The sequence below is a fragment of the Pseudomonas oryzihabitans genome (assembly GCF_001518815.1).
Taxonomy (GTDB): Bacteria; Pseudomonadota; Gammaproteobacteria; order Pseudomonadales; family Pseudomonadaceae; genus Chryseomonas; species Chryseomonas oryzihabitans_E.
The window spans coordinates 2,749,246-2,769,376 of the sequence record NZ_CP013987.1 but is presented as its reverse complement, the minus strand read 5'-3'; the positions used below and the strand labels follow the sequence as shown (position 1 = coordinate 2,769,376).

Sequence of the window (20,131 nt, the reverse complement as noted above, 5' to 3'; positions counted from 1 at the left end):
TAGGACTCGTCGCGGCGCCTGGCCTGAGCAAAAGAATCACCTGCCAATTCTTGCTCGAACTCTAAAACACCACGCTAGACACTGGTCGGCCGCTATGTCACCAGTCCGTGACAAAACTCCTTCCCTTCGTTACCCACGGCCGCAGTCGTCTGACTAGACTCGGCCCAGCTCCAATAAAAAAACAACAAGGAACGACCCCTCATGAATGCGTTGAATCGTCTCGCTCTCGCCGTTTCCCTTTCCTGCGCCGCCGTCGTCGCCCCCCTGACCGCCCATGCCGGTGAGGTCGAGGTGCTGCACTGGTGGACCTCCGGTGGCGAGGCTCGCGCTGTCGATGTCCTCAAGCAGCTGATGCAGAAGCAGGGCGATACCTGGAAGGACTTCGCCGTGGCCGGTGGCGCTGGTGAAGCCGCCATGACCGTGCTCAAGACCCGCGCCGTATCCGGCAACCCGCCGTCCGCTGCCCAGCTGAAAGGCCCCGACATCCAGGAATGGGCCAGCATGGGCTTCCTGGCCAACATCAGCGACATCGCCAAACAGGGTAACTGGGACACCATCCTGCCCAAGCGCGTGGCCCAGACCATGCAGCATGACGGCGAGTACGTCGCCGTGCCGGCCGGCATCCACCGCATCAACTGGCTGTGGATCAACCCCGCCGTTTTCAAGAAGGCCGGCGCCAAGGTCCCCACCACCCTGGACGAATTCTTCGAAGCCGCCGACAAACTGAAGGCCGCTGGCGTCGTACCCCTGGCCCACGGTGGCCAGAACTGGCAGGACGGCACCATCTTCGAATCCCTGGTCATGGCCATCATGGGCCCGGAAGGCTACGACAAGGTCTTCGTGCAGACCGATGCCGACACCATCCGCAGCGACAAGATGGTCGAGGTCTTCAAGACCTTCAAGCGCATCAAGGGCTACGTCGATCCCAACGCCGCCGGTCGCGACTGGAACCTGGCCACCGCCATGGTCATCGAGGGCAAGGCAGGCATGCAGATCATGGGCGACTGGGCCAAGGCGGAATTCACCGCTGCTGGCAAGAAGCCGGGCGTCGACTACGAATGCGTGGTCATGCCAGGCACCCAGGGCGACTTCATCTACAACATCGACTCCCTGGCCATGTTCAAGATCAAGAACAAGGACAACCAGAAGGCCCAGGACGATCTGGTGCGCACCGTCATCGACAAGCCCTTCCAGGAGGTCTTCAACCTCAACAAGGGCTCCATCCCGGTGCGTAACGACATCGACCTGTCCAAGTTCGACAGCTGCGCCCAGCAGTCCGCCAAGGACTTCCAGGCGGCCAACGCCGATGGCAAGGCCGAGCCGAGCATGGCGCACAGCATGGCCAACACCAGCTACGTGCAGGGCGCGATCTTCGACGTGGTGACCAACTTCTTCAACGACGCCAACGCCGATCCGAAGAAGGCCACCGAGCAACTGGTCGCCGCCATCCAGGCCGCGAAGTAAGCGCAAACAGCCATCGCTGAGGATTGTTTATCGCGGCCGTAGGCCGCTCCTACAGGCCAACCATCGGCTGTAGGAGCGGCCCATGGCCGCGATCATCTAACTGCCTGACGCCAAGATAATACCACCCCCGAGAATGCCTCCATGGCTCTTACCGAAACTCTTCCCGCGACGGCAGTCACCCGGCGTCCGGACCGGCTGCAGCGCCTGCTGCCCAAGCTGGTGCTGGCGCCCACGGCCATCGCCATGGTCGTCTGCCTCTATGGCTACATGCTGTGGACGGCGGTGATCTCCTTTACCAATTCGCGCTTCCTGCCCAGCTACAATTTCGCCGGTTTCGCCCAATACGCGCGGCTGCTGGAGAACGACCGCTGGCTGGTGGCCTGCAAGAACCTGGCGATCTTTGGCGGCCTGTTCATCCTGTTGAGCCTGGCCATCGGCGTCTTCTTCGCCATCCTGCTGGACCAGCGCATCCGCCGCGAAGGCTTCATCCGCACCATCTATCTCTACCCCATGGCGCTGTCGATGATCGTCACCGGTACCGCCTGGAAATGGCTGCTCAACCCCGGCATGGGCTTGGACAAGCTACTGCGCGACTGGGGCTGGGAAGGCTTTCGCTTCGACTGGCTGGTGGACCCCGACCGGGTCATCTACTGCCTGCTGATCGCTGCCCTCTGGCAGGCCTCGGGTTTCGTCATGGCGATGTTTCTCGCTGGTCTGCGTGGTGTGGATTCCTCCATCCTGCGCGCCGCCCAGGTCGACGGGGCAGGGCTGCCCACCATCTACCTGCGCATCGTCCTGCCGAGCCTGCGGCCGGTGTTCTTCAGTGCGGTGATGATCCTCGCCCACATCGCCATCAAGAGCTTCGACCTGGTCATGGCCATGACCGCGGGCGGCCCCGGCTATGCCTCGGACCTGCCGGCGGTATTCATGTACCAGCACACCTTCACCCGCGGCCAGATGGGCCTGGGTTCGGCCAGTGCGGTGCTGATGCTTGGCGCGGTGCTGGCGGTGCTGGTGCCCTACCTCTACTCGGAATTGCGGAGCAAGCGAAATGGCTAAGGCTCTGAACGTCAATCGCGTAGCCATCCACGCCACCCTGATCATCGCCTGCGCGGTCTATCTGGTGCCGCTGCTGGTGATGCTGCTGACCAGCTTCAAGACCCCGGACGATGTCCGTACCGGCAACCTGCTGAGCCTGCCTCTGGACTGGACGGTGATCGGCTGGCTCAAGGCCTGGGACGTGGTGCACAGCTACTTCTGGAACTCCTTCATGATCACCGTCCCAGCGGTGCTCATCTCCACCTTCATCGGCGCGCTCAACGGCTACGCCCTGTCGAAGTGGCAGTTCCGTGGCTCGAACCTGCTGTTCAGCCTGTTGCTGTTCGGCTGCTTCATTCCCTTCCAGGTGATCCTGCTGCCGATGTCCTTCACCCTCGGCCAGCTAGGCCTGGCCAACACCACCGCCGGCCTGGTGCTGGTGCACGTGATCTACGGCCTGGCCTTCACCACGCTGTTCTTCCGCAACTACTACGTGGGCATTCCCGACGCCCTGATCAAGGCGGCGCGGCTGGATGGGGCCGGCTTCTTCACCATCTTCTTCAAGATCCTGCTGCCGCTGTCCACGCCCATCGTCATGGTCAGCCTGATCTGGCAGTTCACCCAGGTGTGGAACGACTTCCTGTTTGGCGTGGTGTTCGCCAGCGGCTCGTCACAGCCCATCACCGTGGCCTTGAACAACCTGGTCAACACCAGCACCGGTGCCAAGGAATACAACGTCGACATGGCCGCCGCCATGATCGCCGCGCTTCCGACCCTGCTGGTCTACATCTTCGCTGGCAAGTATTTCGTCCGGGGCCTGACCTCGGGCGTGGTCAAAGGATAAGGAAGGCCACCATGGCAGCTCTCGAACTCAAAAGCGTACGCAAGACCTACGGCAACGCCGCCCAGGAAGCCCTCAAGGGCATCGATATCCGCATCGATACCGGTCAGTTCCTCATCCTGGTCGGGCCCTCCGGCTGCGGTAAGTCCACCCTCATGAACGCGATCGCCGGCCTCGAGGACATCAGCAGTGGCGCCATCTGCCTGGATGGCGAGGATGTCACCCAGGTCGAGCCCAAGGACCGGGACATCGCCATGGTGTTCCAGTCCTACGCCCTCTATCCGACCATGACCGTGCGCGAGAACATCGCCTTCGGCCTGAAGATCCGCAAGACGCCCAAGGAGCAGATCGACGCCGAGGTGGCGCGAGTGGCCAAACTGCTGCAGATCGAGCACCTGCTCGAACGCAAGCCGGCACAACTCTCCGGTGGCCAGCAGCAGCGGGTGGCCATGGGCCGCGCCCTGGCGCGCCGGCCCAAGCTCTATCTGTTCGACGAGCCGCTGTCCAACCTCGACGCCAAGCTACGGGTGGAGATGCGTACCGAGATCAAGCTGATGCACCAGCGCCTGCAGACCACTACCGTCTACGTCACCCATGACCAGATCGAAGCCATGACCCTGGGAGATCGGGTCGCGGTGATGAAGGATGGCGAGGTGCAGCAGTTCGGCACCCCTGAAGAGATCTACAACGATCCGGCCAACCTCTTCGTCGCCAGCTTCATCGGCTCACCGCCGATGAACTTCGTGCCGGTGCGTCTCGAAGCCCGTGAGGGCAGGGTAGTCGCGCGAGTCACCGGCGACACCGGCGACAGCCAGGTGGAGTTGCCGGAACTGGATCCGGCGCTGGCCGGCAGAGAGGCTATCCTTGGGGTGCGTCCGGAGCAGATCCAGTCGGCGCATCCGGCGGATAGCGCCGTCCCAGGCATCCTGACACGCGTCCAGGTGGTCGAGCCCACAGGTCCGGATACCCTGCTATATGCCGAGTGGAACGGCACCAAGGTGTGCTGCCGGGTCGCCCCGGGTGAGGCGCCTCGGGCGGGCGATCAGGTCTTGTGGCGGATCGATCCGCGACGGGCGGTACTGTTCGATCCGGCCAGCGGTCGCCGACTTTCTTGAACCTAGCTCATGGCTGAAACGTTACAGCAATGGTAAGGTCCGCCCGCCGCCGCGCCTGAGGTCGGGTTGCGGCCTTACCAGAGGCCCGGGATTGACCCCCGGCTGCCGTGACAGACAGGAGAACAGGAATGGCACTACCCCGAGTCGTGGTCTTTGGCGAAGCCCTCACCGACATCGTCCAGGGCAATCCTGGCGAATGGCGGGGTTACCCGGGTGGCGCCCCCTGGAACGTGGCGCGCGGCCTGGCCCGGCTGGGTGTGGACAGCGCCTTCGGCGGCGCCATCAGTCAGGACGGCCTGGGTGACGAGATCGCCTGGCAATCGGAAACCGCCGGCCTTGATACCCGCTTCCTGCAGCGCGTCGCCGCCGATCCCCTGGTGGCCATCGTGCCGTCGAGCCGCCCACCGCGCTATTTCTTCGCGGGCGAAGCCGATCTGCAGTTCGATCCGGCGCTGCTGCCTGAAGGCTGGCTCGACGCTGCCGAAGTCTGCCATTTCAGCTGCATCAGCCTGGCTCGCTATCCGCTGGCCGACACCTTGCTGGACCTGGCGCGCAACGCCAAAGCCGCCGGCAAGCGCCTGAGCTACGACCCCAACTGGCGCAACCTGATGGGTGACCGCTATCGCCAGCAGACCTTCCCCGAACTGGTGCGCCTAGCCGACGACATCAAGCTGTCCGACGAAGACATCCGCCAGATCTACCCCGGGCTGGACGAGCGTGCCGCGCTGGACGAGTTGCGCACCCTCAATCCCCACGCCCGTATTCTTTTCACCCGCGGCGAGCACGGTCTGGTGCTCTATACGCCGGAAGGCGAGTGGCAGCAGGCCGCCATCGCCGTGGACGTGGCCGACACCGTGGGTGCCGGTGACGCCTGCATGGCCGGCTGGCTGGCCTCGGGCCTGCTGGGCCTGACCGATCTGCAGCAGCGCCTGAGATTTGCCGCCGCCAGTGCCTCGGTGTCCTGCCGTCACGCCGGCGCCTATGCGCCGACTCGCGCCGACGTGGAAGCGCTGCTGCAGGTGAGTCCCCACTGAGACGTTTTCCCACAACAATAATAGCCGCCAAGGAAACCCGATGGACTTCCCCGATTTTCGTCGTCGCGACACCCTGCTGGAGCACGTACGCCAGACCCTGGCGTTCTACCATCCCCGCTGTGTTGATCCGCAAGGCGGCTTCTATCATTTCTTCAAGGACGACGGGACGGTCTATGACCGCCAGACCCGTCACCTGGTCTCCAGCACCCGTTTCGTCTTCGATTTCGCCATGGCCTATCGACACTTCGGCGACCCGGCCTATCTGGACGCGACCCGTCACGGCCTGAGGTACCTGCGCGAGCGGCATCGCCAGGCCAATGGGGGCTATGCCTGGCTGCTCGACGGCGACACCGTGGTGGATGGTACCAACCATTGCTATGGCCTGGCCTTCGTGGTGCTGGCCTATGCCCATGGCCTGCTCGCCGGAATCGAGGAAGCCCGTGGCTGGCTGAGCGAAGCCTGGGAATCCCTGGAAACCCATTTCTGGCGTGAAGCCGACGGCCTCTACGTCGACGAGATCAGCGCCGACTGGCAGACCGTTTCATCCTATCGCGGCCAGAACGCCAACATGCACGCCTGCGAAGCCCTGCTGGCCGCCTTCGAAGCCAGCGGCGAGACGCGCTATCTGGATCGCGCCGAGACGCTGGCCCGCAACATGACCCAACGTCAAGCGGCCTTGACCAAGGGGCAGGGCGGCGTAGCCGACCAGGTCCCCGGCGGCCTGATCTGGGAGCACTACCACAGCGACTGGTCCATCGACTGGGACTACAACCGCGACGATCCGGCGAATCTGTTCCGGCCCTGGGGCTTCCAGCCCGGGCACCAGATCGAATGGGCCAAGCTGCTGCTGATCCTTGAACGCCATCGCCCCCAGCCCTGGCTGCTGCCGCGTGCGAGAGAGCTGTTCGACGTGTCCTGGCGCCTGAGCTGGGATGGCGAGCACGGCGGCCTCTACTACGGCTTCGCCCCGGATGGTTCGCCCTGCGATCCGGACAAGTATTTCTGGGTGCAGGCCGAGGCCCTGGCCGCCGCGGCGCTGCTGGCGGAGCGCAGTGGCGAGGCCCGCTATTGGGAACACTATGAGGCGCTCTGGCGCTACAGCTGGACGCATTTCATCGATCACGAGCACGGCGCGTGGTGGCGCCTGCTCGACCGTCGGAACCACAAGTACTCCGACGACAAGAGTCCGGCCGGCAAGGTCGACTACCACACCATGGGTGCCTGTTACGAAGTCCTCAACGTCCTGCCGTAAGTATTAGAGACGCGGGTTTCGGGCCCTGGGTGTCATCACTTCAATAAAAAGGGATCTCAGTAATGAATAGTCAGAATCACAAGAATCGTTCGGGGCTCGCACTGCCCCTGGTGTCGCTGCTCGCCCTGGCGGTCTCCGCCGGTGTCCAGGCGGCCCCCCAGGCCAATCCGGGTGGCAACTTCAGCGGCGTCAACAACACCGAGGCCGCCTTCGAGCCCCTGGGCAACACCATGACCGGTGACTGGGGTGGCGTGCGCAAGGACCTGCGCGACAAGGGCTGGGACATCAAGCTCGAATACGTGGGCGAAGGCGCGACCAACCTGCGTGGCGGCTACGACGACGATCGCACCGGGCGCTGGAGCTCGCAGTACATGTTCGGCCTGTGGGGCGACATGAACAAGATCGCCGGCTGGGAAAACTCGGTGTTCAAGCTGGCCATCACCTCCCGTGACGGCCGCAACCTCACCGACGACCGCATCACCGATCCGCGCGTGGGCGGCTACTCCTCGGTACAGGAAGTCTATGGCCGTGGCCAGACCTGGCGTCTGACCCAGCTGTGGCTGTCCAAGGGCTTCTTCGACGGTCGCCTGGACATCAAGGCCGGTCGCTTCGGTGAAGGCGAGGACTTCAACTCCTTCGAGTGCGACTTCCAGAACCTGGCGTTCTGCGGCTCCCAGGTCGGCAACTGGGAAGGCGTCTGGTACAACTGGCCCGTCAGCCAGTGGGCCCTGCGCGTCAAGTACAACCTGACCCCCGAGCTGTTCGTCCAGGTCGGTGCCTACGAGCAGAATCCGTCGCTGCTGGAAACCGGCAACGGCTTCAAGCTCAACGGCAGCGGCACCAAGGGTGCGGTCCTGCCGGTGGAAATGGTCTGGTCGCCCAAGGTCAACGGCCTGCCGGGCGAATACCGCGTCGGCTACTACTACAGCACCGCCGATGCCAACGACGTCTACGAGGACGTCAACGGCAACTCCGCGGCCCTTACCGGTCTGGACTACAAGGAGCACTCCAGCAAGCACGGCTACTGGGTCGTCGCCCGTCAGCAGATCACCGCTCACAATGATGACCCGAGCCGTGGCCTGTCGGTGTTCGCCAACTTCACCGCCCATGCCAAGGACGTCAACAAGGTCAGCAGCTACGTCCAGGCCGGCCTGGTCTACAAGGGCCCCTTCGATGGCCGTCCCAAGGATGACATCGGCTTCGGCGTCGCACGCATCACCACCAACGGTGACTTCCGCGACAACCAGCGCGCCCTCAACCAGGCCGCCGGTGCCACCGACTACAACGATCCGGCCTTCACGCCGCTGCAGCACAACGAGTACGACGCCGAGATCTACTATGGCGTGCACGTGACCAACTGGCTCACCGTGCGCCCCAACCTCCAGTACATCAAGAATCCGGGTGGTGTGCGTGAGGTCGACAATGCCGTGGTGGGTGGCCTGAAGGTTCAAGCGGTTTTCTAAATCGCTCCCATAGCCCGCCATCCTGCCCGATGGCGCTGGACAGGGCCCTGCAGTGGTTATACTGCAGGGCCTTTTTCATTTCCGAGGTTGCCGTGGGTAAGGTCGAAAGTCCCTGCATCAGCCAGTGCAAGATCAAAGACGACGTCTGCCAGGGATGTGGCCGCAAACGCTCAGAGATCAAGGGATGGAAAGAGCTGAAGGACAAGGAGCGCAAGGAAGTCATCGACAAGTCGAAGAAGCGCCTGAAGAAGCTCAAAAAGGGCTGAGCGCTCTTCGCTCGGAGTCGTATTGTAGGTTGGGCTGAGTGCAGCGAAGTCCAACGTTGGCCATGTCACCGCCGCATTGTTGGGCTTCGACGATAAAGCCGTCTCAGCGCGCCTACACCTGATGGAGTCGAGCGCCCACTCGGCCAGCCCCCTCTCCCCGCGGGAGAAGGTTGGGTAAGGGCGCTCCTCGCCACCTAACACCGAGCGCCGTGGTCGGCACTTCCCGTAGGTTGGGCTGAGCGCAGCAAAGCCCAACAATGCCAATCCAGCTCCCCCTGTTGGGCTTCAACGATAAAGCCGTCTCAGCCCAACCTACGCCTGATGGAGCTGAACGCCTGCTCGGCTAGGCCCCCTCTCCCCATGGGAGAGGGTTGGGGTGAGGGCGCTCCTTGCCACAGAACACCGAGCGTCCTGGTTGGCACTTTCCGTAGGTTGGGCTGAGCGCAGCGAAGCCCAACAATGCCAAGCCAGTTCCCTGCTGTTGTGCTTCAACGATAAAGCCGTCTCAGCCCAACCTACGCCTGATGGAGCTGAACGCCTGCTCGGCTAGGCCCCTTCTCCCCATGGGAGAGGGTTGGGGTGAGGGCGCTACTTGCCAACGAACACCCGGGTGGAAAAGGCTGCGCCGTTCTCCACGCTACGGTTAACCGGACATCGAACAGCTCTCGCTACGCCCGCTCCACCTCATCCAGCAACCCCATGAACGCCTGAGCCGCATTCGAATGGGTACGCTCGGTATGCAGGATGTAGCCCAGCCGCCGCTCCAGCTGAATCCCCGGTAGCGGCAGCCGGCGGACCTGATCGTCCAGCAGGGTACGCGGCAGGACGCTCCAGGCCAGGCCAATGGAGACCAGCATCTTGATCGTCTCCAGGTAGTTGGTGCTCATGGCGATGTTGGGTGTCAGTCCCTGGGCATCGAACAGACCATGGACGATCAGGCGGGTAAAGGTATTGCCGCCGGGAAACACCGCCGGGTGCCGCGCCACATCGGCCAGGCTGACCTCCTTCTGGTTTGCCAGCGCATGCTCGGGCGCCGCCACGAAATCCAGGGGATCGTTCCACACCGGCACCGCCTTGATCGGCGCCGCGGTCTGGGGCGCCAGGGTGATGATGGCCAGCTCCACCCGCCCATGCAGGATCTCGTCGTAGGCCGCTTCCGAATCGAGAAAGCGGATATCCAGGGCGACCTCGGGATACTCCCGAGTGAACCGTCTAAGGATCGGCGGCAGCCGGTGCAGGCCGATGTGGTGACTGGTCGCCAGCGTCAGCCGGCCGCCGATGGCACCATTGAGATTGGTCAGAGCGCGTCGGGTGTCATCGATCACGCCTAGAATCTGATAGGCGCGGGGGAGCAGGGCGCGTCCGGCCTCGGTCAGGCTGACCTCGCGCCCGATGCGGTCGAACAATCGCAGCCCCAGTTGCTGCTCCAGCGCGGCGATGCGTTTGCTGACCGCAGGTTGGGTCAGGTGCAGACGCTCGCCGGCGTCGGAAAAGCCGCCCAGTTCCGCGACGGCCACGAAGGCATTGAGATTGGCGAGGTCCACGACTTCGAATTCCTGTTGGTTATGCGCTTCATGAAAAAGATGAATTTGTTTCATGCGAGCCTAGCGCGGTATCTTTGACCCCACAAGCACCAAGGGCATGCAAAGGCCCGTGCCGTTCCACGCCTGATGAGGAATCCACCCATGGCTGGCAAGACGCTCTACGACAAACTCTGGGATATGCACCTGGTCAAGCAGCGCGACGACGGTTCCGCGCTGCTCTACATCGACCGCCACATCATCCACGAAGTGACCTCGCCCCAGGCTTTCGAAGGCCTGCGTCTGGCCGGCCGCAAGCCCTGGCGTCTGGACGCCAACCTGGCGACCCCCGACCACAACGTGCCGACGACTCCCGATCGCAAGGAAGGCCTCGACTCCATCAAGGACGAGATCTCGCGCATCCAGGTCCGCACCCTGGACGAGAACTGCGACGACTTCGGCGTCACCCAATTCAAGATGAACGACGTCCGCCAAGGCATCGTCCACGTGATCGGCCCGGAGCAGGGCGCCGTGCTGCCCGGCATGACCGTGGTCTGCGGTGACTCCCACACCTCCACCAATGGCGCCTTCGGCGCCCTGGCCCATGGCATCGGCACCTCCGAGGTCGAGCACGTGCTCGCCACCCAGTGCCTGGTAGCCAAGAAGATGAAGAACATGCTGGTAAAGGTGGAAGGCGACTTGCCCTTCGGCGTCACCGCCAAGGACATCGTCCTCGCCGTCATCGGCAAGATCGGCACCGCCGGCGGTAACGGCCATGCCATCGAATTCGCCGGCAGCGCCATCCGCGCCCTGTCCATGGAAGGCCGCATGACCATCTGCAACATGTCCATCGAGGCCGGTGCCCGGGTTGGCATGGTGGCGGTGGACCAGACCACCATCGACTACGTCGAGGGTCGTCCCTTCGCGCCCACTGGTGCCGTCTGGGAAGCCGCCGTGGCCGAGTGGCGTGGCCTGGTATCCGATGCCGATGCCCACTTCGATACCGTGGTCGAGCTCGACGCCACCCAGATCAAGCCGCAGGTCAGCTGGGGCACCTCGCCCGAGATGGTCCTGGCCGTCGACCAGCAGGTGCCGGATCCGACCCGCGAAGCCGATCCGGTCAAGCGCGGTTCCATCGAACGCGCCCTGAAATACATGGGGCTCAAGGCCAACCAGCCGATCACCGACATCGTGCTGGATCGCGTCTTCATCGGCTCCTGCACCAATTCCCGTATTGAGGACCTGCGCGCCGCAGCCGCCGTGGCCAAGGGCCGCAAGGTCGCGGCGACCCTCAAGCAGGCGCTGGTGGTGCCGGGCTCCGGTCTGGTCAAGGCCCAGGCCGAGCGCGAAGGCCTGGACAAGGTGTTCATCGAAGCCGGCTTCGAGTGGCGCGAGCCGGGCTGCTCCATGTGCCTGGCGATGAACGCCGACCGCCTGGAGAGTGGCGAGCACTGCGCCTCCACCTCCAACCGCAACTTCGAAGGCCGGCAAGGCGCCGGTGGCCGTACCCACCTGGTGAGCCCGGCCATGGCCGCCGCCGCTGCCATCGCCGGTCGTTTCGTCGACGTCCGCGACTTCGCCAACGCCTGAGGAGCCTGACCATGCAAGCCTTTACCCAGCACACCGGTTTGGTCGCTCCCCTGGATCGCGCCAACGTCGACACCGACCAGATCATTCCCAAGCAATTCCTGAAGTCGATCAAGCGCACCGGCTTCGGCCCGAACCTGTTCGACGAGTGGCGTTACCTGGACGTCGGCCAGCCCGGCCAGGACAACAGCAAGCGCCCGCTCAACCCTGACTTCGTGCTCAACCAGCCACGCTACCAGGGCGCCAGCATCCTGCTGGCACGGGAGAACTTCGGTTGCGGTTCCAGTCGCGAGCACGCGCCCTGGGCGCTGGATGGCTACGGCTTCCGCTCGGTGATCGCGCCGAGCTTCGCCGACATCTTCTTCAACAACAGCTTCAAGAACGGCCTCTTGCCGATCATCCTCCCCGACGCCGAGGTGGACGAGTTGTTCCGCCAGGTCGAAGCCCATGAGGGCTACCAGCTGGTGGTCGATCTCGAAAGCCAGACCGTGCGCCGCCCCGATGGTGTGGCGCTGCCCTTCGAGATCGATGCTTTCCGCAAGCACTGCCTGCTCAACGGCCTGGACGACATCGGCCTGACCCTGCAGGATGCCGACGCCATCGGGAGTTTCGAAGCCCGCTATCGCCAGAGCAGTCCCTGGATGTTCCCCAGCGCCTGAACCCAGTCGCCGGCCCTCGGGGTCGGCGCTCTTTCCGGAGGCTCCATGAGCGGTGAACACGAGCAACACGTACAGCAGCAATTCGGCGCCACCGCCGAGGCCTACCTGACCAGCGCCGTCCATGCCCAGGGCGCCGAACTCGCCGAGTTGCGCGACGCCGTAGCGCAGCGAGAAGGCGCCAAGGTGCTGGATCTCGGGTGCGGTGGCGGTCACGTGAGCTACAACGTGGCGCCGGTGGCCGGGCAGGTGGTCGCCCTGGATCTGGCCGAGGAAATGCTGTCGGTGGTCAAGCGCACCGCGGCCGAGCAGGGCCTGGACAACATCAGCGTCCAACCCGGCATGGCTGAGCATCTGCCCTTCGGCGATGCCAGCTTCGACTTCGTCTTCAGCCGCTATTCGGCGCACCATTGGCGCGACATCGGCGCCGCCCTGCGCGAAGTGCGCCGGGTGCTGCGGCATGGCGGCGAGATGGCCATCATCGACGTGATCTCGCCGGCCAACCCGCGCCTGGATACCTATCTGCAGACGGTGGAGATCCTGCGCGACATCAGTCACGTGCGTGACTACTCCTTCGCCGAGTGGCATCGCCTGCTGGACATGGCGCGCCTGGGCGTGACCCGCTGCCGCCGCCAGCGCCTGCGCCTGGACTTCGCCAGCTGGACCGAGCGCATGCGTACCCCCGAGCCGCAGTGCCAGGCCATCCGCAGCCTGCAGAGCAAGATCGGCCAGGAAGTGCGCCAATATTTCGAAATCGACCGCGACGGCTCCTTCAGCGTCGACGTCATGGTTCTCTGGGCCCAGCCCATCTGATGTGAGACAGGAAAAGACAATGAGCAAGCAGATCCTCATCCTGCCGGGCGACGGCATCGGTCCGGAAATCATGGCCGAAGCGGTCAAGGTGCTGGAAACGGTCAACCGCGATCATGAGTTGGGCTTCGAGCTGGTCCACGACGACCTGGGCGGCGCGGCCATCGATCGCTACGGCGTCCCCCTGGCCGATGAGACCCTGGAGCGCGCCCGCGCCGCCGCTGCCGTGCTGCTGGGCGCCGTGGGTGGCCCCAAGTGGGACAAGCTCGAGCGTGACATCCGCCCCGAGCGCGGTCTGCTGAAGATCCGTTCCGCCCTGGGTCTGTTCGGCAACCTGCGTCCGGCGATCCTCTACCCGCAGCTGGCCGAGGCCTCGACCCTCAAGCCGGAAGTGGTCTCCGGCCTTGACATTCTCATCGTCCGCGAGCTGACCGGCGGCATCTACTTCGGCTCGCCGCGCGAGACCCGGGTGCTGGAGAACGGCGAACGCCAGGCCTTCGATACCCTGCCGTACAGCGAAGGCGAGATCCGCCGCATCGCCCGTGTCGGCTTCGACATGGCGCGCCTGCGCGGTAAGAAGCTGTGCTCGGTGGACAAGGCCAATGTCCTCGAATCCAGCCGCCTGTGGCGCGAAGTGGTGGAGGAGGTGGCCAAGGACTATCCGGACGTCGAACTCAGCCACATGTACGTCGACAACGCTGCCATGCAGCTGGTGCGCGCGCCCAAGCAGTTCGATGTGATCGTCACCGACAACATGTTCGGCGACATCCTCTCCGACGAAGCCTCGATGCTGACCGGCTCCATCGGCATGCTGCCCTCGGCGTCCCTGGACGCCCATAACAAGGGCATGTACGAACCCTGCCACGGCTCGGCGCCCGACATCGCCGGCCAGGGCGTGGCCAACCCCCTCGCGACCATCCTTTCGGTGGCCATGATGCTCAGATACACCTTTGGCGCCGCCGTGGCGGCCGAGGCCATCGAGGCGGCGGTGGGCCAAGTGCTAGACCAGGGGCTGCGGACCGGCGACATCTGGTCGGAAGGCAAGCAGCGGGTCGGTACCCGCGAGATGGGCGAAGCAGTGGTCGCCGCCCTCGCAAGGCGTTAATCTGATCGGCCGCCAGGGGAGGCGGCCGTCCTCAAGACAATAAAGGTGCAGTAGCGATGAAACGTGTAGGTCTGATCGGTTGGCGTGGCATGGTGGGCTCCGTGCTCATGCAACGCATGCTCGAAGAGCGGGATTTCGACTTGATCGAGCCGGTGTTCTTCACCACCTCCAATGTCGGTGGTGAAGGCCCTGCCATTGGCAAGGGCGTGGCGCCGCTCAAGGATGCCTACAGCATCGACGAGCTCAAGACCCTCGACGTCATCCTTACCTGCCAGGGCGGCGACTACACCAGCGAGGTGTTCCCCAAGCTGCGCCAGGCCGGTTGGAAAGGCTACTGGATCGATGCGGCTTCCAGCCTGCGCATGCAGGATGACGCTGTCATCGTGCTGGACCCGGTCAACCGTCGCGTCATTGACCAGGCCCTGGCCGATGGCCGCAAGGACTTCATCGGCGGCAACTGCACCGTCAGCCTGATGCTGATGGCCCTGGGCGGGCTGTTCGAAGCCGGTCTGGTGGACTGGATGAGCGCCATGACCTATCAGGCCGCGTCCGGTGCCGGTGCTCAGAACATGCGCGAACTGATTCGCCAGATGGGCGCGACCCACGCCGCCGTCGCCGACAGCCTGGCCGACCCGGCCAGCGCCATCCTCGACATCGACCGTCAGGTCGCCGAGACCCTGCGCAGCGAGGCCTTCCCCACCGAGCAGTTCGGCGTCCCGCTGGCCGGCAGCCTGATCCCCTGGATCGACAAGGAACTGCCCAACGGCCAAAGCCGCGAGGAATGGAAGGCCCAGGCCGAGACCAACAAGATCCTCGGTCGCTTCAAGAATCCCATTCCCGTGGATGGCATCTGCGTGCGCATCGGCGCTATGCGTTGCCACAGCCAGGCGCTGACCATCAAGCTGAACAAGGACGTGCCGCTGTCCGACATCCATGGTCTGATCAGCCAGCACAATCCCTGGGTCAAGCTGGTGCCGAACAACCGCGACGTCAGCATGCGCGACCTGACCCCGGCTGCCGTTACCGGCACCTTGAGCGTACCGGTTGGCCGCCTGCGCAAACTGAACATGGGCTCCCAGTACCTGGGCGCCTTCACCGTGGGCGACCAGCTGCTGTGGGGCGCCGCGGAGCCGTTGCGCCGCATGTTGCGGATCCTGCTCGAGCAGTGAGCCGACGGTTAAACGTTTGCCTATAGAGGAGGGCCGCCAGTAAAGTGCGGCCCTCTTTCGTTGCGGACCGTCCTATCATGACTGCCAGAGATATCGCCCTCATCGGCGCCACCAGTGCCTATGGCGAAGCCATTCGTGAGCTCCTCGACGAACGTGACGTGCCGCTCGGCAGGCTGCACCTGCTCGCCAGCGGTGAATCGGCGGGTCAGAATCTGCCCTTCCGAGGCAGCAATCTGCGCGTCGCCGGTCTCGAAGGTTTCGATTTCGCTCAGGTCGGCCTTGTCATCCTCGCGGTGCCGGCAGCCGTGGTGGAAACCCTGAGGCCACAACTGACCGCCGCTGGTTGCGCCGTACTGGACCTCAGTGGTGCCTCCGCCGCGGCGTCCGTACTGCCGCGCATCAATGGCGAGACGCTCGATAGCCTTCCCGCTGCCGCCTGGCTTGGCGTACCGCTCGCGGCGGCACAGGCCGCTGCCAGCGTGGCAGCCGTGCTGGCTCGCTTCAATACGCTCAGCGATGCTTCCCTGACCGCCTGCCTGGCCGCGTCCGGCGCCGGCCGTGGCGGTGTCGAGGAGTTGGCGCGGCAGGCCACCGAACTGCTCAATGGTCGGCCCGTCGAGGCCCGGCTGTTCGAAGGCCAGCTGGCCTTCAATCTGCTCGGTCGCACCGGTGCTCCCGCTGTGGGTGGCTATACTGCCCAGGAACATCGCCTGCTGGACGAATGTCAGCAGGTGCTGGGCGAGACCTTGCCGGTACTGGACGTCACTGCCGTACAGGCGCCCGTGTTCTTTGGCGACAGCCTGGCGCTGAGTCTGCGGGGTAGGGAAGCCTGGCAGCTGGAGCAGGTGCTGGAAGCGCTGGGTGATGAGCCCGGGCTGGCACTCGACGAAGACGTTGACTGTCCGTCGGCGGTGGGCGATGCCCTGGGTCGCGAAGAGGTGCTGGTGGGACGGGTAAGGCTGCATCCGCGGGATGCGCGGCGGCTGGAGTGCTGGTTGGTGGCGGACAACGTCAGATTGTCGGCGCTCACGGCCGTTCAGCTGGCCGAATTGTTGCTTAAACAGTCGGCCTAAAAGATACTTCGTGAAATGCTTCGCCCTTTTGGCTTGAGCGAAAGGGCAGTAGTCGTGGCACGCAGCGATGGACACAGGCGCCCGCACGGTGGCGCGATCGACAGCTTCTAAAAAGGGACGGTCATGGTTCGAGTTCAGAAACTGGTGCGGGCAATTGCAGCGGCGAGCGCCTTGATGTCTGGCGCGGCCCAGGCCCTCAGCCTGGGGGAGATCCATCTCAACTCCGCGCTCAATCAGCCCTTCGATGCCACCATCGATCTGTCGGACCTGCGTGATCTTGGCACCGCCGACCTGCGACCCAACCTCGCGTCCGCCGAGGACTTCGGCAAGGCCGGCGTCGACCGTGCCTTCTTCCTCAACGATCTCAAGTTCGCGCCGGAAGTGCGCAATGGGCGGGCCGTCATTCGCGTGACGTCGGCGCGCCCGGTGCGTGAGCCCTATCTGAACTTCCTGCTCGAGGTGAATTGGCCAAGCGGGCGTATCCTCCGCGAGTACACGGTGCTGTTGGATCCGCCGCTCTACACCCCCCAGGCTGCGGCAGCGCCCTTCGCCCCCCAGGTTCCGGCCACGCCGCGTGCACGCAACACCACGTCGAACGCTTCACGTCCGGCCACGCCGCCCGCCGCGCCAGCGCCGAGCGCGACCCAGACGCCTGGTACCTACACCACCGAGCCGCGTGACACCCTTTGGGAAGTGGCGGCGCGCAATCGCCCGGCGTCCACTGTCAGCGTCGATCAGACCATGCTGGCGATTCAGGATCTGAACCCCAACGCCTTCATCGATCGCAACATCAACCTCATGAAGAGCGGCCAGGTGCTGCGCCTGCCCGACCAGGCACAGGCTGGAGCACGTCCCCAGCGCGAAGCCGTAGCGGAGATCGCGCGTCAGACCCGGGCCTGGAGGCAGGGTGGCGACAGTGCTCCGACCGGTACGCCGCGTCGGCAGGTGGATGCCTCCGCCCAGCCGAGTGGAAACGAGGCGCCGGCGACCGCCGCGCCCAAGGACAACCTCAAGCTGCTCTCTGGCCAGTCGTCCAGCCGCGGAGGCGACTCCGCAGGTGGAAAGGGCAGTGATCAGGCCCTCGCCGACAAGCTGGCGGTGACTCAGGAAAGCCTGGACACCACCCGGCGCGAGAATGAAGAACTCAAGAGTCGTCTGGGCGATCTGCAGTCGCAGCTCGACAAGCTGCAGAAGATCATGCAGCTCAAGGACGCTCAGCTGGCCCGGATGCAGGCCAACATGGCCAATCCGCAGGCGGCAGGTCAGCCCGCCGCGCAGGCCACGCCTGAGACGGCGGCCCCAGGCACGCCTGCTCCCGCCGAAAACCCCAACACGCCAGTGCCTCAGGATCCGGCGGCGACCGCGCCTGCTACGCCGCCGGCCGAGGCTGCACCGGCTCAACCCGCCACGCCGCCGGCCAGCGAAGCCGCTACCGGTAACGCGCCGCCCGCGGCGAGTGCCAACGAGCCCAAGGTCATTCCGGTCACCCCTAGCAGTCCGGCGACCGAGCCTACCGAAGCGACCAACAGCTTCCTTGACGAGATTCTCAGCAACCCGCTGTGGCTGGGCATCATCGGTGGCAGCGCACTGCTGGCTCTGCTGGTGCTGCTGATGATCAACTCGCGCCGCAATGCGGTGAAGGAGGCCGAGCGCGAGCGGGAGGCCGAAGCGGCGCGTCCCGATACCGTCTTCGATGCCGATCCCGAGCTGGGCGACCACCACGGGCTCGCGGGCCTGGAACTGAGCCAGGCCGGCCAGGATACCTCCCGCGACGCCGACGCCCAGGACGATGCCCTGGGGCAGGCGGACATCTACATGGCCTACGGCCGCTTCAGCCAGGCGGCTGAGGTGCTCAAGAAAGCCAGCGACCAGGAACCTCATCGCGCCGATCTGCGCCTCAAGCTCATGGAAGTCTATGCCGAGATGGGTGACAAGGACGGTTTCCAGCGCGAGGAGCGTGAGCTCAAGGAGATCGGCGGTGCCCAGCCAGAGGTCGAGCACCTGAAGTCACGCTATCCGGCCATGGCTACCGTGGCCGTGGCCTCCGCGGCGGTCGGCGCTGCGGCCCTGGCCGCCGCTCATGAGTTGAGCGAAGAACAGGCCCGGGATCAGGGTTTCTCGGCGACCGAGGACAGCCAGGACTTCGACCTGTCCCTGGATGACTTCGGCACCGAAGATAACCATGCGACCCAGCCTGCCGGCCCGGCTGAAGAGCCGCTGTTCGGCGAAGCCTTTGCCGAAGCCAAGGCCAACGCAGCGGACTCCCGGGACGACTTCGACTTCGATCTCAACTTCGACCCCGAACCCGCCGCTGCTCCCGGTACCACTCCGGCGACCAAGGATGACGACTTCGCCCTCGACTTCAGCGAGTTCGAGCGGCAGGGCGACCTGGCAAGCGACGAGGCACCGAGCACCGCGGCATTCGATGAGCCGCTGACCACGCCGGAGGAGCCGGCCGCCGATGCCGAGTTGCCGGCGCACTTCGATCTCGCCGACTTCGAGGAGCAGCCTGCGGCCAAGCGTGAGAGCGACGAGGAGTTCGCCGCACGCCTGCAGGAGGCTTCGCGTCAGTTCGATGCGGAAACCACCAGCGGGTCGTCGAAGGAAGATGGGCTGGACGACTTCGATTTCCTGTCCGGTGAAGACGAGACCGCTACCAAGCTGGATCTGGCGCGTGCCTACATCGACATGGGCGATCCCGAGGGTGCCCGGGACATCCTCGACGAGGTACTGGCCGAGGGGAATGCCGGGCAGCAGCAGGAAGCACGGGCGATCATCGCCCAGCTCAGCTGACGCCGGTCGGGCTTGGCAGAGGAGGGGAGGCGCTATAAGCTGCCACCCCTTTTTTTGCCTGGCCGCCGCCTTGGATTTTCTAGACCCCACCATCATCGTTCCCCCGCAACGCATCGCGCTTGGCGTCGAGTACAAGGGTGCTCGCTATCGCGGCTGGCAGCGCCAGCAACACGGTGTGCGCTCCGTTCAGGAGACGCTGGAAGACGCCTTGTCCGAGGTCGCCGCGGCACCTATCGCCCTGCACTGCGCGGGGCGGACCGATTGCGGGGTGCATGCTACCGGCCAGGTGGTGCATTTCGAATCCCCTGTCGCTCGACCGCTCAAGGCCTGGGTGATGGGCACCAACGCCAATCTGCCGTCCGACATCAGCGTCACCTGGGTCAAGCCGGTCAGCAATGAATTCCATGCCCGTTTCAGCGCTATGGCCCGGCGTTACCGCTATGTGATCTACAACGATCCGATCCGGCCTGCCCACCTGGCCGAAGAGGTCACCTGGAATCATCGGCCGTTGCGGATCGAACCGATGCGTGAAGCCGCCCAGGTGCTGCTCGGTACGCACGATTTCACCTCCTTTCGCGCCAAGGCCTGCCAGGCCAAGTCGGCGATCAAGACGATCCACCATCTGCGTCTCTGGCAGAGCGGACGGCTGATCGTGCTGGATATCCGCGCCAACGCCTTCCTGCATCATATGGTGCGCAACATCGCCGGGGTGCTGATGGCGGTGGGCTGTGGCGAGCGGCCGGTGGAATGGGTCGCCGAGGTCCTGGCCGCGCGTGAGCGGCGCCTGGGCGGTGTTACGGCCCATCCCTACGGCCTCTACCTGGTGGACGCCGAATATCCCGAAAGCACGCCCGTGCCGAAGCGGCCGCTGGGTCCGTTGTTCCTGGGGCATATCCCCGAGCTGGATGACCCCCAAGGCTGACGCTGGGCAGGTGGTCTGCTAAC

Annotated in this window: 17 protein-coding genes; 16 read left to right on the top strand and 1 reads right to left on the bottom strand. The window is 64.7% G+C overall.

What is annotated here, in order from left to right; translation table 11 throughout:
- The first annotated feature begins 201 nt into the window (after nt 1–201).
- From APT59_RS12785 to APT59_RS12750, 8 genes are all read left to right on the top strand, one after another.
- The gene (locus APT59_RS12785) at nt 202–1,464 is read left to right on the top strand and encodes an ABC transporter substrate-binding protein (protein ID WP_059315194.1); all 1,263 of its coding nucleotides are present in this window, start codon (nt 202–204) and stop codon (nt 1,462–1,464) included.
- A gap of 141 nt (nt 1,465–1,605) precedes the next feature.
- Nucleotides 1,606–2,523 (top strand): carbohydrate ABC transporter permease, encoded by a 918-nt coding sequence (locus APT59_RS12780; RefSeq protein ID WP_059315193.1) that lies wholly within the window; start codon nt 1,606–1,608, stop codon nt 2,521–2,523.
- Entirely contained in the window at nt 2,516–3,346 is an 831-nt protein-coding gene (locus APT59_RS12775; protein WP_058772994.1) for a carbohydrate ABC transporter permease, read from the top strand. The genes APT59_RS12780 and APT59_RS12775 overlap by 8 nt, the downstream gene beginning before the upstream one ends.
- 11 nt (nt 3,347–3,357) lie before the next feature.
- Nucleotides 3,358–4,458 carry an ABC transporter ATP-binding protein gene (locus APT59_RS12770; RefSeq protein WP_059315192.1) on the top strand — a complete coding sequence of 367 codons (1,101 nt, stop codon included), beginning with the start codon at nt 3,358–3,360 and terminating at the stop codon, nt 4,456–4,458.
- A gap of 128 nt (nt 4,459–4,586) precedes the next feature.
- The gene (locus APT59_RS12765; protein ID WP_059315191.1) at nt 4,587–5,492 is read left to right on the top strand and encodes a carbohydrate kinase family protein; all 906 of its coding nucleotides are present in this window, start codon (nt 4,587–4,589) and stop codon (nt 5,490–5,492) included.
- Nucleotides 5,493–5,532: 40 nt separating this feature from the next.
- Nucleotides 5,533–6,744 carry an AGE family epimerase/isomerase gene (locus tag APT59_RS12760; RefSeq protein WP_059315190.1) on the top strand — a complete coding sequence of 404 codons (1,212 nt, stop codon included), beginning with the start codon at nt 5,533–5,535 and terminating at the stop codon, nt 6,742–6,744.
- 62 nt (nt 6,745–6,806) lie between these two features.
- Nucleotides 6,807–8,207, top strand: a complete 1,401-nt coding sequence (locus tag APT59_RS12755) for a carbohydrate porin (protein WP_059315189.1) — start codon at nt 6,807–6,809, stop codon at nt 8,205–8,207.
- 92 nt (nt 8,208–8,299) lie between these two features.
- Complete coding sequence (locus APT59_RS12750; protein WP_082696425.1) at nt 8,300–8,473, top strand: DUF1289 domain-containing protein; 174 nt, start codon at nt 8,300–8,302, stop codon at nt 8,471–8,473.
- Between the two features lie 668 nt (nt 8,474–9,141).
- Here APT59_RS12750 and APT59_RS12745 read toward each other — a convergent pair.
- Complete coding sequence (locus tag APT59_RS12745) at nt 9,142–10,017, bottom strand: LysR family transcriptional regulator (protein ID WP_059315187.1); 876 nt, start codon at nt 10,015–10,017, stop codon at nt 9,142–9,144.
- Between the two features lie 141 nt (nt 10,018–10,158).
- Between APT59_RS12745 and leuC the strand changes: the two genes are divergently transcribed.
- The 8 genes from leuC (at nt 10,159) to truA (ending at nt 20,108) form a co-directional block, all read left to right on the top strand.
- A complete protein-coding gene (leuC, locus tag APT59_RS12740; protein ID WP_059315186.1) occupies nt 10,159–11,583 on the top strand; it encodes a 3-isopropylmalate dehydratase large subunit in 1,425 nt (474 codons plus the stop codon).
- An 11-nt stretch (nt 11,584–11,594) separates the two neighbouring features.
- Complete coding sequence (leuD, locus tag APT59_RS12735) at nt 11,595–12,239, top strand: 3-isopropylmalate dehydratase small subunit (protein ID WP_059315185.1); 645 nt, start codon at nt 11,595–11,597, stop codon at nt 12,237–12,239.
- 45 nt (nt 12,240–12,284) lie between these two features.
- Nucleotides 12,285–13,049: a class I SAM-dependent methyltransferase gene (locus APT59_RS12730; RefSeq protein ID WP_059315184.1), complete on the top strand. Its 765-nt coding sequence runs from the start codon at nt 12,285–12,287 to the stop codon at nt 13,047–13,049.
- Between the two features lie 19 nt (nt 13,050–13,068).
- Nucleotides 13,069–14,151 (top strand): 3-isopropylmalate dehydrogenase, encoded by a 1,083-nt coding sequence (gene leuB / locus APT59_RS12725; protein WP_059315183.1) that lies wholly within the window; start codon nt 13,069–13,071, stop codon nt 14,149–14,151.
- 56 nt (nt 14,152–14,207) lie between these two features.
- Nucleotides 14,208–15,320 (top strand): aspartate-semialdehyde dehydrogenase, encoded by a 1,113-nt coding sequence (gene asd, locus APT59_RS12720; protein ID WP_007158663.1) that lies wholly within the window; start codon nt 14,208–14,210, stop codon nt 15,318–15,320.
- Nucleotides 15,321–15,397: 77 nt separating this feature from the next.
- The gene (locus tag APT59_RS12715) at nt 15,398–16,393 is read left to right on the top strand and encodes an aspartate-semialdehyde dehydrogenase (RefSeq protein WP_059315182.1); all 996 of its coding nucleotides are present in this window, start codon (nt 15,398–15,400) and stop codon (nt 16,391–16,393) included.
- Between the two features lie 123 nt (nt 16,394–16,516).
- Nucleotides 16,517–19,186: a FimV/HubP family polar landmark protein gene (locus APT59_RS12710; RefSeq protein WP_059315181.1), complete on the top strand. Its 2,670-nt coding sequence runs from the start codon at nt 16,517–16,519 to the stop codon at nt 19,184–19,186.
- 70 nt (nt 19,187–19,256) lie between these two features.
- On the top strand, nt 19,257–20,108 hold the full coding sequence (gene truA, locus APT59_RS12705) for a tRNA pseudouridine(38-40) synthase TruA (protein WP_059315180.1): 852 nt from the start codon (nt 19,257–19,259) through the stop codon (nt 20,106–20,108).
- Nucleotides 20,109–20,131: the final 23 nt, after the last annotated feature.